This window comes from Paenibacillus sp. NPDC057886 (genome assembly GCF_042796655.1).
Classification (GTDB): domain Bacteria; phylum Bacillota; class Bacilli; order Paenibacillales; family Paenibacillaceae; genus Paenibacillus.
The window spans coordinates 1,638,762-1,652,392 of sequence record NZ_JBHVMZ010000001.1; the positions used below are offsets into that span (position 1 = coordinate 1,638,762).

General features: G+C 48.2%; 11 protein-coding genes. 6 read left to right on the forward strand and 5 right to left on the reverse strand.

All coding sequences use genetic code 11. From position 1 onward, the window contains the following. Positions 1-69: 69 nt before the first annotated feature. On the forward strand, positions 70-1,251 hold the full coding sequence (locus tag ACFVQB_RS07245) for a YhgE/Pip domain-containing protein (RefSeq protein WP_379436161.1): 1,182 nt from the start codon (positions 70-72) through the stop codon (positions 1,249-1,251). An 830-nt stretch (positions 1,252-2,081) separates the two neighbouring features. Here ACFVQB_RS07245 and ACFVQB_RS07250 read toward each other — a convergent pair. Next, positions 2,082-2,933 carry a helix-turn-helix domain-containing protein gene (locus ACFVQB_RS07250; protein WP_379436163.1) on the reverse strand — a complete coding sequence of 284 codons (852 nt, stop codon included), beginning with the start codon at positions 2,931-2,933 and terminating at the stop codon, positions 2,082-2,084. Positions 2,934-3,051: 118 nt separating this feature from the next. On the opposite strand from ACFVQB_RS07250, the gene ACFVQB_RS07255 reads away from it, so the two are divergent. Then, positions 3,052-4,221, forward strand: coding sequence for an epoxide hydrolase family protein (locus ACFVQB_RS07255; protein WP_379436166.1), 1,170 nt, complete (start codon positions 3,052-3,054; stop codon positions 4,219-4,221). 439 nt (positions 4,222-4,660) lie between these two features. On the opposite strand, the gene ACFVQB_RS07260 is transcribed toward ACFVQB_RS07255, so the two are convergent. Next, the gene (locus ACFVQB_RS07260) at positions 4,661-5,341 is read right to left on the reverse strand and encodes a DUF7010 family protein (protein WP_379436168.1); all 681 of its coding nucleotides are present in this window, start codon (positions 5,339-5,341) and stop codon (positions 4,661-4,663) included. Positions 5,342-5,784: 443 nt separating this feature from the next. Continuing rightward, positions 5,785-6,444 (reverse strand): nitroreductase family protein, encoded by a 660-nt coding sequence (locus ACFVQB_RS07265; RefSeq protein ID WP_379436171.1) that lies wholly within the window; start codon positions 6,442-6,444, stop codon positions 5,785-5,787. A 209-nt stretch (positions 6,445-6,653) separates the two neighbouring features. On the opposite strand from ACFVQB_RS07265, the gene ACFVQB_RS07270 reads away from it, so the two are divergent. Next, positions 6,654-7,016 (forward strand): winged helix-turn-helix transcriptional regulator, encoded by a 363-nt coding sequence (locus ACFVQB_RS07270; RefSeq protein WP_379436173.1) that lies wholly within the window; start codon positions 6,654-6,656, stop codon positions 7,014-7,016. Positions 7,017-7,764: 748 nt separating this feature from the next. Here ACFVQB_RS07270 and ACFVQB_RS07275 read toward each other — a convergent pair. Then, positions 7,765-8,121: a hypothetical protein gene (locus ACFVQB_RS07275; protein WP_379436175.1), complete on the reverse strand. Its 357-nt coding sequence runs from the start codon at positions 8,119-8,121 to the stop codon at positions 7,765-7,767. A gap of 376 nt (positions 8,122-8,497) precedes the next feature. Then, positions 8,498-9,073: a TetR/AcrR family transcriptional regulator gene (locus ACFVQB_RS07280; protein WP_379436178.1), complete on the reverse strand. Its 576-nt coding sequence runs from the start codon at positions 9,071-9,073 to the stop codon at positions 8,498-8,500. Between the two features lie 141 nt (positions 9,074-9,214). Between ACFVQB_RS07280 and ACFVQB_RS07285 the strand changes: the two genes are divergently transcribed. The 3 genes from ACFVQB_RS07285 to ACFVQB_RS07295 all read left to right on the forward strand — a co-directional run bounded on the left by ACFVQB_RS07285 (position 9,215) and on the right by ACFVQB_RS07295 (position 12,842). After that, positions 9,215-10,207 (forward strand): DUF3500 domain-containing protein, encoded by a 993-nt coding sequence (locus tag ACFVQB_RS07285; protein ID WP_379436181.1) that lies wholly within the window; start codon positions 9,215-9,217, stop codon positions 10,205-10,207. A gap of 212 nt (positions 10,208-10,419) precedes the next feature. After that, positions 10,420-11,322, forward strand: coding sequence for an SDR family oxidoreductase (locus ACFVQB_RS07290; protein ID WP_379436184.1), 903 nt, complete (start codon positions 10,420-10,422; stop codon positions 11,320-11,322). 71 nt (positions 11,323-11,393) lie between these two features. After that, positions 11,394-12,842, forward strand: a complete 1,449-nt coding sequence (locus ACFVQB_RS07295) for an MFS transporter (RefSeq protein WP_379436186.1) — start codon at positions 11,394-11,396, stop codon at positions 12,840-12,842. Positions 12,843-13,631: the final 789 nt, after the last annotated feature.

Genomic DNA, 13,631 nt, shown 5'->3' on the forward strand with positions numbered 1-13,631 from the left:
TATACAGGAGCGTTGCTTCAGCAACGCTATTTTTGTTCATTGCAATGAAGTGATGAGGGGAAGATAATCATGAAAATATTGACACAAAAAATGATGTGGCTCGGATTAGTGCTCGTCCTGATCGTGCTGACCGTATTCGGGGTAGCGATGATGGGATCGGTGCTGGGATCGAAGCCCAAGGAGCTTCCGGTGGCCCTCGTTATCCTTGACCGGCCGGCGGATCTGTCGACTGGAGGAACGATTTCGGTTGGGGAAATGATTCGGGAAAAGTTGGTGTCAGACCCGGCAATGCCGTTCGTTTGGCATATCGTGGATTCCGAGGAAACGGCTCGGGAAGGATTGGATAAACGCGAATATTACGGAGTGATAGTGATTCCGCCGGATCTGAGCAGCGGTTTACTCTCGTTAGCAACTCCCTCACCGATTCATCCTAATGTGAAGATCATCGCCAACGAAGGGATGAACAGCCAAGCCTCGTTGGTCGTAAGACAGACCATGAGGCAAGCGATGCAAATGATAAGCGAGGAACTGTTGCAGCTGCTGCTTGAGCAGATCGGGCAGCAAACGGAGCAAATTCCTGTTGAATCGGCTACAGCTTTAATGACACCGGTGACCGTTCAGGAGGACGTCGTGCATCCACCGGGAGTGAATAATGCGTCGGGGAATGCTCCAGGTTTGTTGACCCAGATCATGTGGATCGGCAGTCTGGTGACCGGGATAGTTTTGTTTCTGGCTAGCCAGAAGGCGGTCGCCGCGGGTTCAAGGAGATGGACAGTAAGTGCGCTGCAAGCTATCGTGGGACTTGCGACCGTTGGTATAGCGTCAGGCTTCACCGTATGGATGGCTTTGTCGTGGTACGGCATGGAACTAGCGAACGCGAGGGAGACTTGGTTCTTCTTATGGTTGGCTGGATCGGCGTTCTTCTTGTTGCAATCTTCATTGCTCAATTGGATCGGATTTCCGGCTATGCCTCTGCTCGTACTGCTGATGTTCTTCTCCATGCCGCTGCTGAACATGGCTCCGGAGTTCTTGTCGCAGACGACGCGAGATTGGATCTATTCGTGGACGCCACTGCGGTTCGCGGCAGAAGGGCTGCGGGAAGTGATGTACTTCGGAGGACTGGACGCGGTCGGCTCAAACGCCTTCGTTTTGTGGGGCGTCGCCGTGGGATTTTTGGTCCTGCTGCTCGCTTCCGGATTTAAGGCCGGTCGAACGACAGATGCGCCCCCTGCTTCTGTTACAGGAGATTAAAATATGGTAAGAACAAACAAAGTTGTGTTGTCGGTATTTGGCTCGGTTAGTGTGGTTCGATATTCTCCATCATGATACTATTTAGATAATTACCTAATCCGAAATGACACAATGTTCTTGTCCCTCGACCGTTTCCTACCCTTTGTGGTGTGTACGATATCATCGATTGAATTTCTCCTTTAGCACTATCATGCTGATAAGGACATTCGCATTTATTAAGTATCGATTCATTTTTACTTAAATGATAATACTCAATGTCTGGAAGAACTGCTGTAATCAAAATTGTACTTGAATGCAACACTAGAGTTCTTCTCATCTGACAATTTACCGTGTTCCCGCCCTTCACCAGTCTTATACAGCTTCGCTTGTGACGTCGTTCGATCCACTCTATCTTCAAACAAAGTTAATGGATACAAACTGTCTTCAGAGAGTTGTGATAGTGAATTATGCAGGTGACTAATCGGCGTACCTATCCAATTCTTCAATAAAGAGTTTTCTTGGGAGCCACGGCAACTTCATGAGTTAACGATGTAGGCTGTGGTAAAGTCATCTGGCGACTGAATGAAAAAGTTTTTTCCCCATTAGTTTCTGGAGCTCCTACTGACACAATTTGGCTCTGCCACAACTAATTCGAGCAATACAACCTCAATACTTCTATGATTCGATAAAGGCTGCTCCTTAACGCTTTTCCATGGCTTACTGATTTCAGCGCACCTCAAAGCGTAGATTCTACTTTAGGTGGGTAGAGTAACCCTAGAATCGAACAACAGCAGACATGGTCGAAAAAAATAGAGCTATGTCTGGGCACCGGGAATCCTAAGGGCATTCGTCTATAAAGCCCCAGCCAGCTTGCGGGAGGTCAGCCGATAGGTGGTCGGAGACATCCCCAGCTTGGCCGTAAACTGTTTGATGAAATAAGTATCATACTCAAACCCCGTGGCACGCGCAATTTCTATCAGGCTCATATCGGTATGGGTCAGAAGGTCACGCGAAACCTTTAACCGATAGGCAATCAGGTAACCCATCGCTGTATTTCCGCACCTTTCCTGAAACCGTTTATTCAGCGATACACGGTTCAGATGGGCGCAATCCGTTAGTTCCTGCAAGGCAATCTTCCGCGAGTAATGCGTATGGATGTAATCCAGCACAGCATCGACGGGCGAGTGCTCCCTCTGCTGATTCAATTCCTCGAGCAGGCCTAAAATCTGGATCAGGTATCTTTTGATCCTGCACACCCAAAGGGAGTCGCTTTGTGCTTGAACCTCCGTGCCCAGCACAAAAAACCATTCATATAGCAGCGGATAAGCCGTTTCGGTTATACGGGGTACACCATAACAGCCCTGCTCTCGTTGAAATAGGGAAAGGCCTGTATGAATCCTTGGCACTGCCGGAAACGACTTTGTTTCAGAAAGAACAGTCGAGTTCAAAAACTCCAGATGAAAGCTGAAAGATTGGGCAGCAATGCTGCATTTTCCCGTTACCTCCACCTTGTCCCCGTCTGCTAGACAAAGAATGCCGGGGGCGCTTATCGATAAAGGTCGCTCGTTGAGAGTACCTTTAAGGCTTCCAGACGTAATAAAAATAAGCGTAAGCCGCTCAGGATAAGGCAGTTCCGTAAAATTCTCCACCGGAGCAAATTCTATGTTTACGGTCCGGTTTTTGTATCGGTCTATTTGAGGCATCTTCGTCATCCACCTATCAAATCGTATAGTTAAATGCTTCATTTATAACAGTGTAGCACGCTAGCCCGAAGGATATAATAGCGTTGTGGATCCACTGAATAAAAGGAGGAGCAGCGCTATGGCTGTTGAACGATTTCACATTCATGTCTCTGATCAAGTCCTTGATGACCTGCAAGACAGGCTGCACCGTGTCCGCTATCCCGATCAGCTGGAAAACGCCAATTCCAATTGGGAACGGGGGACGAATCTGCAGGCTTTAAAATCGCTCATCTCGTATTGGAAGGACCATTATGAATGGCGCGCCAAGGAATCGGTCCTGAACCAGCTGTCCCAGTACCGCTGTCAAATCGACGGAATCGATGTACATTTCGTTCATGAACGCGGGAAAGGTCTCGCACCTTTGCCTTTAATTCTCACCCACGGGTGGCCGGACAGCTATCTGCGTTATCAAAAAATCATCCCACTGCTGACCGATCCGGCCAGCTATGGAGGAGACCCGGCGGACGCTTTTGATGTCATCGTCCCTTCGTTACCCGGCTTCGGTTTCTCCGGCCGTCCCGGGCATGCCGGCGTAAACAATTTTCGCGTCGCCGAAATGTGGGCTAAACTCATGACGGAGGAATTAGGTTATGACCGGTTTGGTGCCGCCGGCGGCGATATCGGCTCCGGCGTAACCCGCTACCTGGCTTCCAGCCACCCCGGACAGTTAGTTGGCATACACCTGACGGATATCGGCATCATCCGGGATCTTATGGCTGCGTCGGAGCCGGACAAACTTTCCGAAGAAGAACGCCAATACAGGAAAAACGCCGCAGAATGGATAGCCAAAGAAGGCGGTTATATGTCGCTGCAGACGACACGTCCGCAGACGCTCGCTTACGGCCTTTCCGATTCTCCGGCAGGCTTAGCTGCCTGGCTAATGGAGAAATTCCGGGCCTGGAGCGATTGCGGCGGCGACCTCCTGAGCACGTATAGTTCGGATGAACTGATTACCCATATTATGATTTATTGGGTTACCAACACAGCAGGTTCATCAGCCCGGATGTATTATGAAAATGCAAATACATTGCCGCCGCTGGCCAGTATAGAAGTCCCGACGGGTCTGGCTTTGTTCCCGGCAGATATTCTGCTGCCTCCCATGGCTTGGGCTTCCCGCAGCCTGAATATTACCCGCTGGACTCCGATGCCCCGCGGAGGCCATTTTACCGCCTTGGAAGAACCCGAGGCGTTGGCTGAGGATATCCGCGCCTTTTTCCGGCCTCTAAGGAACAAGAAGATTCGTCCGTGACAAAATGTATCATTGTTAGATACCGAAGTACGGTAATGATACGCATCTCTGCGCCGTCTGTAACGGCAAGTTTAGGGCCATCCTTCGCGAATGGCCCTTTTTTGACTCGATTTATAATTCATCTTGCCCGTGAGCTTAAAACGTAAATCGAACTAAATGCAAACATTAATTCAGTTTCACAAACCAGTTCATTGTTTACCGTGGCAACGCCTTTTCATTTGACGATCTGTCCTTAATTCGAGGTGCATCATTGAGCGAGTTCTTCCCTATCTCCAATCTCTGGGGTAAGTATCTTCGAACTTTCAGAGTTATTAATATTTTTTTTACTTGCGATAAAATCATACCTGCCCGTTAGCTTAATAAAAAGCAGCAGATCTCAATGATCTGCTGCTTTCTTGATTTTATTGAGCTATCGTTTCCCGTTAATTGAATACTGGCCTTAATACGACTTCTTTACCCTGAAAGAGTCTCGTGGACTCCATGAAGTGAACTGATTCAGCAGAGCATATCCTTTTCCTATTTCTTCAATTGCTTGAGCATGGTTATCCAGATCCTTAAACCTGTCACCCACAGCGTCAAAGCAGAACCGAAACCGATAAAAGTAGACCTCGCAATCAGAGATACATCGCCCAAAGTGGTATTCAGTGGTATAAACAAAGAAATGATGCCTAAGAATACTGAGCACTATACCTGTACCATAATAAAAATTCTCTCGAAACAATCGCGCTAAAGGAAAAAAATGGACTCCGACAATGATAGCCATGATCGGGAAAAAGACTTCAAAGCGATCAAATAAGTTACAAAGCACACTTGCAATCAAGATTGCCAGACCTTCTAAACCACAGATCATACCAAATTTCCGATTAACTTTATTCCTCATTTCCCTCTCTTTCGGTGTAGTGACATGGTTCACGTTACGTGCTTTCCCAAATAGAGAAATAGCTCCGATTAGCAACGTTAATGTCACAATACCTGAAAGAACAAGCAGCCAAGGAGCTCCCAGTTTATTTGAACCAATAATACCAATTGAAGACCAAAGCGCTCCAAAAAAAGTCATGAACATTACGCCATTTGCAGCTCCAAAGACAGCAGCTTTTGGCAGTTTTACTAAATATCCCATCCTAACCATGTCTCCTACAATTCAAATTTTAACCACTTTTAATGTACCATAAATCCCCTTTCAGGAAATGCAATGTTTAATTGCATCTCCACACTTGGTGAAGAAAAATTTATGGCTCTAAGCATGGCTAACGTATTAAATTGGAACTATCCTGTACGTTTAGGATGCAAATTCTAAGCGTACAACCCCTTTACAGTTGCATGCTCTATTTTTATGTCTTTGCAACTGGCGTGGATGTAAGTGAAATAGTGGTCCGCCCCACAGCGCAAATGTCCAGGGACATCCTCATTAATGATCAATAAGGATCAGGTGCCACCTCATTACGAAGTTTCTTGATCTCCGCAAAAAACTCAAAAATGCAGCTCCAATTGTTAGTAGTGGTTAACAATTGGAGCTGCATTTCATATCCTTTAGCTTCTTTTATATTACATGAATGATTAATATCAATCCTTAGGCAATTCATTAAAGAAAGCGACATCTTCTATCGGTAATCTTACCGTCCGGTGTCCGGGCTTTACCGCCTTGCCGATGGCGATAAGCATAACAGGAGCGTATCTCGCCGGAATATCAAACTCTTCTACAAATTTTACTTGGTCAAAGCCGCCCATCGGGACCGTATCATAGCCTTTTGCACGGGCGACAAGCATTAGCTGCATGGATACCAGTCCACTATCAATAAATACTTTTCGGAGTACATTTTCTGGAGGCATACTCGCGAACAGTCTTTGGTAGCGCTCCACGAATGATTTAGCTGTCTCTTCAGGCATGTACCCCGCATCGACCGCCATCTCGTAAACTTTCTCGGCCAATTTATAGCCTTCCAAATCTCCAAGTACCGCAATGACAGCTGAAGCCTCAATCACTTGCTGCTGGCTGTTGGCGATCGGAAGCAGTTTTTGTTTTAGCTCCTGCGAGTCGATGACGAGAAACCTCCACGGCTGGAGATTGGCGCCAGAAGGAGCCAGTGTAGCTAGCTGCAATATATCCTTCATTTCCTCCCGTGAGATCTTTACTTCGGAATCATAGTACCTTACAGATCTTCGATCTTGAATAACATCAAAAAACTGCGCCTCCACCTTCTGTGACGATTGTTCAACGGACATGCTTCTCTCCTCCTCGTAATTACCTTGCCCCATGTTGGCACAAGATGTTCTAAATAATTAGCAGTAGACCTTCAAAACAAATTCAACCCTAGCAGTTAAATAAGCTTTATTGTTACTATAAATTATTAAGTGTATACTTTAAAGTAGACACATTATTTTTATATAGCTCTATAAATTAGACTAACTATACTATAGTAAGGGATGATTTTGTGGATATAAGCAAAGAGGACGAACAATGTCTCATCTCCATTCGCGAGGCGTTGGAGATTGTTCGCGGAAAATGGGCTATCTTGGTACTCACCTTACTTAGTCTGGGCCCTCAGCGATTTAATCAGATGCGAAGACATTTAGACAACATCAGCATCAAGTCTTTAACGGATGTCCTGCGTCATTTTGAGCAGCATGAAGTCATCAACCGTCAGGTGTTCCCTACCTCACCTGTTACAGTTGAGTATTCGCTAACAGATAAAGGAAGGGCGTACATACCTGTACTTCGGGAAATGCGCATATGGGGTGAAACCTGGGGAGGAACATCGGAAGGCGTTGATGATGGCGAAACCCCGCTTGGGTAAAGTAATAGTTTAGACTGGCTCTTAAAAATGAAACGGCAACAGCTAGTGACCAGAAAATAAAGTCCTAGACTGTCACCGTTTCATTCAACTAATGCTCACTGTTTAGCACAATCGTTATTTCACTTTACGTTTTCGCGAGACAGGCTACAATCGAATGGGATTCAATAATGTACAGGCCGCAAAGAAGGTACTGTTCCCAGGAAATCTGGAGTGCAGTACCCTCTTTGTTAACGGACTTATTCAATTGGCTTCATTAATCGTCTAATTTTATTGTGTCCGTCTTGACTGAAGCGATGTTCTGTGGTGTCAGTCCAGGACCGGTACGACGGGTGCCAAACCATATAATGATGGTGACTAACACAAGCACCGCACAAAGGCTACAGCTAGTCCATCTTCTTTTGAACTTATAAGACGGATTATGAAGAGATGGAAAGACTGCTGAAAGAGTATCGTGTTCTATTGCTTCATCCAAAATTTCTTCAACGGAACTTTTATCAGCTGACACAAGATAATATAAGAAGCCTTGTAATAGATGATACTGCCGCTTTAAGAACGTAATTCCACTCAATTCTTCTACCATGTGAGTCCATAATATTTTTGCATTACTGGTTCCTTGAGCCAATCCCTGTCCTAAATCAAATATATTTCTGTTATTAGTACAACCGTAAAGAAACTAATTCTTCAGGGCCCTTTAAAAAATCCTATTTTGTCAGATAGATTGTCTACATTACGAACTTTGGATGTAAGGTCAATGATTCATATAATGGGCATATAGCTGCTCGAAGGTTGTAAAACGTTCGACTTCTCTGCCGACCTTATCATACTCGTCTAGATATTCATCCATCACTTCAAGGAACTTCTCTTTCATAACTGGTAAATTACTTGCATCAAAGTACTGCATAAGATCAAACTTCTTGGTTCCTTTCTCCAGAGCCATTTCATCAAGGTACCCTTGTGCACCATAGACCGAAAGAAAGACGTAGGAAGCATCGTTTGTTATAACACTGTTCAAAATTTTATTGCGGTAGTTGCACCACAATTCTTCATATGTTCCCCTCAGATTATCAAAGGTCGGAGCAGATTTAACAGTGAAATTATCACACATCGTGCTATGTAACCTCGTAACACTATTTAACATATTAAAAGATGCTATACGGATATCTTCAATGGTATGAGCTTCGATGATTGACATGTATTATGTATAAGTTGATTTAATTCATCTATGCACATGAAAAACGCTCTCACGCTTCCGTTGGTCTACGTTCTTCATAATTTATAAATTATAGTTAAAGCACTCACGCCATTTTTAATGCTCTTCTCACCAAAAAATTAGCGTCATGTGTGGTAAGGTTCAGTGTAGAATTTAAAGAGCGAAAGACGCCTGAAGAGGCGTCTTTCGCTCTTTAAATTTCGGTAATGAAATTGTGGGAGCTCTGTATCCCGGTCTATGCATTTCTCAGGATAGCTAATGATCACCACGGTTATTGCATCTGAAGATTGTGGATGAAGTCCTCTGCCAGTTGCCGCGGAAGAAGCTTAGTGGAATCGCGGCCACTCAGAATCCAGAAGAAGCTCGGTCCGATCAACAGGGCAGTAGCCTGATCGAGCGGGATTGGCAGCATGTCTTTTCCGAGCGCGCGCTTAATCACGACCCGAGCGCTGTCGCCGAGCGGGTCCTTTGTGGAGAGCAGCTTCGCCACGGCAGAATCGTGCTGCGCCTCGCCTAAGAGAGCACGATAGGCAGCGCCTGCCGGCGAGTGCGCTAGGAAGCGCACGAGTGCTTCCAGGTAAGCAGCGAGGTCGTCTAGCGGAGCCCCTGTGGGACTAATCGCAAGTTCCTCCTCCGCATCAGATGCGCTGGCTTCAAACAAGATCTCCGCTTTGTGTGACCACCAACGATACACAGTCTGCCGGGACACTCCTGCCCTCTCAGAGATACCCTTCATCGTCATTGCCGCATAACCAACCTCGACTAAGAGATCGTCAACTGCATTCAATATAGCTTTTCTCGCCTGCTCGCTTCGGGGGCGACCACCATGATATTGTTCTTTGTTCATGTCCATACCCTAAATATACATGGATACGGTGCTCTTTGTCTATTAATTGTTTCTAGACACGATGTATCGTATGTGTTACATTTCGATACAAGGTGACTCGAAACTATAACAGAGAGCCTAAGAAAGGAGATTACGATCACCATGCGCATATTTAAGACTAAAACGCCGGATAGCCTCTTTACCTCGAGCAGTAAAATTGTCGAGCTTGCGAAAGCGTTCGCTGCTACGCTAACGGATGACCAACATCGCGATTTGAACCAGCACTATTCTCTAAGGAACGCAGTGAACTGGTCAAACTTGCCCCAGAATTTACTCGGCCGCCGCCGTCGTCGTGGCCTACGGGTTGGCACGCTTTCAGGAAAGCAATGGACAGCGCTTAACGCTCTGTTATCAGCGGCTACTGGCTCCTCCAAGAACAACGGCTATGACGAGATTCAACAGATCCTTAACGCCGATGACCATCTCCGCGATAACGGCGGGGGGAGCGACTACGGGCGTGAGAATTTCTACGTGTCCTTCCTCGGTGCACCATCAGATTATGGAAAGTGGGAGCTTCAATTCGGCGGACATCATCTCGCTGTCGCTAATACGTACATAAACGGTGCTCTTGTAGGCGCGACACCCTCGTTTCGCGGCATCGAGCCGTTCTCGACTTTTGAGTACAATGGCGTTAACAACCAGCCTCAGCAGCAGGCGCAGAGCGCCTTTGAGGCACTGCTTACCTCTTTCGACGACGGCCAGCTGGCCGTGGCCAGGCTTTCCGACAAGTACAGCGATGTTTTGTTAGGTCCCGGAAAAGATTGGGCATTCCCAAATACGGTTACAGGCATTCGAGGCTCCGAGTTGCGCGTGAGCCAGAGAGCCCTGCTGCTAGCTGCGATCAAGACGTATGTCAGCAGCGTCGACGATGAGAACGCTGCGAGAATTCTCGCTGGTTATGAGGGCGAACTCGACTCTACGTACGTTGGTTATTCATGTTCAAAGTCTATGAGCAAAGCAAGAGATTACATTCGCATTGATGGCCCGTCCGTGTGGATCGAATTCTCAATGCGCTGCGGTATCATCTTTTCTGATCCGCATCCCCACGCCGTGTGGCGCGACAAAAATACTGATTACGGCGGGACCGCTCCCTAATGGAAGCAAACGGGTTACCCTTGCCGCAGATTCTCTCACCTATTTTTTGTTCGAAAATAATTACTGGACACAGTGTTCCGTTTCTAGTATATTAAGTTACACGGTGTCTCGAAATCACAAAGATGAACGTTATCGCTAATCCTGACGATGCGAGCAACCACAAAAAAAAATCGAAATTGCAGCCCACAATGGCTGCATAGGAGGTAAAAGAAATGAAAGTTTTTGTCACTGGAGCAACTGGTTGGATCGGATCGGCCGCTGTTGATGAGCTGTTGAGAGCGGGACACAAGGTATTCGGATTGGCTCGGTCGGACGCCTCCGCTGCTTCGCTCGAAGCTAAAGGGGCGATTGTACTGCGCGGGGATCTTGATGACCTCGACTCTCTTCGTCGGGGAGCAACCGAAGCTGATGCTGTAGTCCACCTGGCGAACAAACACGACTGGGCAAATCCGGCGGAGTCGGATCGCGCTGAGCGGGCTGCAGTCGAGACTCTCGCCGAGGCTCTCGTGGGTACCGATCGGCCTTTCATGGTCGCCAACGGCATGTCCGGTCTGGTTCAGGGGCGGTCCGTACTGGAGACAGACTCTTCCCCTGCTGTAGGGCCAGACTCTGCCCGGGGCGGTGCCGAAAACCTCGCTCTCGATTATATTGGTCGCGGAGTACGGACCATCATTATACGGTTTGCGCCTACGGTTCACGGAATCGGAGACTGGGGCTTTGTTAATTTTCTAGTGAACGCTGCACGCAAGCAGGGCGTGTCCGGATATATCGGCGATGGCTCCAATACGTGGTCTGCAGTACACCGTTCCGATGCCGCCAAGCTCATCCGGTTAGGACTCGAGAAAGCACCTGCCGGATCGCGGCTGCATGCAGTCGGGGAGGAAGCGATTACTACCCGTAGGATCGCCGAAGCCATCGGGCACTCACTCGGCATTCCAGTCAAATCCATCGCACCAGAGGAGGCCCAATCTCACTTTGGGTTTGTCGGCAGCTTCTTCAAACTCTCCATGACCGGCTCCAGCGAGTGGACCAGCGAACTGCTCGCATGGAAGCCTGCCGGTCCGACTCTGGCGGAAGACATCACAGCTGGCGCGTATAAGGACTTGGGACAATAATGAGAACCCCACAGTTAATGTCTCCCGGTTCCCTAAACTCGACACAGCGCCCAGGACTAGTTCTGGCATGCATGTGCGCGTGCACCATTTTGGTCGTAAGCCTCATCGCTGCCATCAATCTGGCGGTTCCACAGCTCGCCACCAGCGAGCTGCACCCGAGCTCATCGGAGCTGTTATGGATCGTTGACGCGTATATCGTCGTTTTCGCCTGCCTGGTCATACCAGGCGGCGCCGCCGGGGACCGATTCGGGCGCAAAGGCGTGCTAATCGTCGGACTCATCACGTTTGCAGCCGGTGCGGCAATCTCAGCCGCTTCAGTGAACGTAGCAAGCCTGCTCCTCGGCCGTGCGATCACCGGGGCCGGGGCAGCGCTGGTGCTTCCAAACTGTGTTGGAGTACTGGTTCACTCATCACCCCCCAAACAGCGTAGCCGTTCCCTCGCTATCTGGGGAGTGATGACCGGCATGGGCGGCCTTGTCGGCAACATAGGCGGCGCAGCGCTGCTGACTATCGGTTCGTGGCGAACTCTGTTCGTGGCCATCGTGCCTATCTCGCTTCTCTGCGCTCTCTGGACGGCCCTTGTCGTACGACGCAGCAGCCGTAGTCCACGCAGCCTTGACCCTGCAGGTACCGTTTTGCTTATCACAACAACCATCTCTCTTTTAATCGGCATCATCGAGGGGCCCGAGGTCGGTTGGAACAGTTACGTCGTCATTGTCGCTTTCGCGGTCAGTGCCGTACTCGGTGTCGCCTGGGTCATGGTCGAACTTCGTGTTCGTCACCCATTGCTTGACCCTCGCCTATTTCGCATCCCCATGCTCAGCACAGCCAGCATAGGCATGCTCGTGATGTTCTTCGGCAGCTTCGGCTTGTTCTACCTTAACGCTTCGCTCCTGCAGTACGGCCGCGGGTATTCCGTCCTGAAAGCCGGGCTCGCGATTATGCCTATGACGGTGCCCATGCTGCTCGGCGCACGATTCGTTCCCGACATGGTAAGACGCATCGGCATTTTCACAACACTGTCCGTTGCCTTCCTCGCCATTAGCATCGGACTGTTCGGCCTGAGCTACGCCGCGACTCAGCCATATCTCGCCTACGCAGCTTGGCTCGTCCTTATCGGAATCGGCTTCGCGCTTGCACTCCCATGCCTAACAGCCGAACTCACGGCGGCGCTACCCACGGAGCAGGCTGGCGTCGCAGGAGGACTTCAATCTGCAACCCGGGAATTCGGCAGCGCCCTCGGCGTCGCGATCGTCGGAACCGTACTGACCCAAAGCTTCACCCGGCATTTGCCGACAAGTCTTCAGCACGCCGATCCGATCCCTCGCACGGTAGCCGAAGCAGTCGCTGCGGCTACCGCTCAGCAAATCGATATCATCAACTCCTTCACCACTGGAGCTGAATCGGCTCTCCAGGTAGCAAGCATAATCACTTTTATCGCTGGTGTCTTCGTCGTCGCGGTAGCATTCCAAGCGAGCCGACGCCGTCGCGAGCAGAGTTCGACTGCTGCTAATGGATAAGAAAAGAACCCAATGTGGAAACATATTGGGTTCTTTCGACCTACTTATAATACGGTTCAGCGTGAATGATTTTCAACTAAACTGCCCGTTAGTTGAATGGATTAACGGGCAAAATAACGAATAGATATACGCCTAATCGGCAATAGGAATATGTTCTTGTCCAGAACGGTAATCGGTACAAGTTCTTGTCCCTAATAATGACAAATCAGCACTAAGTACGGTATCTGCATATGTTTCCCCTCCCTTGATCCAAAATCACATTCAGCTTCCTCCCTTTTCTTTGCTAAAGTGCTTGTTAACGAACTTGTTTTATCCATTTCAAATGGGATTACAGTTCCAGTGGAAATACCTCCTAGCGTTGAAGCTGGTCTCTTGATCATAATCCATCCTGTAGTCTGTTAATCGTTCATAAGAGACTCACTACCCACATTTAGATATTCATCTAATCGGAAATGGGAACATGTTGTTCCAAATCCATAGCTTCGCTTGTTATACGAGGTCTACCGCCTCTACCAGCTCAAACATGGTTTTTTGGAGGTCGTGGGAGAACAGTTTTTTGTACGAGGTTTTCTCCCCTAAAGCCGCTGCGTTCTCCCGGCTCCCCTCATCGTAAAACGACCACAAAAAAAGGCCAACCAGTAATTAAAATGTACCCTATAAGATAGACACTTTGAAAAAGGTCATCTTATAGGGCTTTTTTTGTTTATAATGAAGAAAACATGAGCGGTGGTAGGATTGAGATGACAATAAAATGTTTCACAGATCAACAACAGGCACAATTAAAATTAA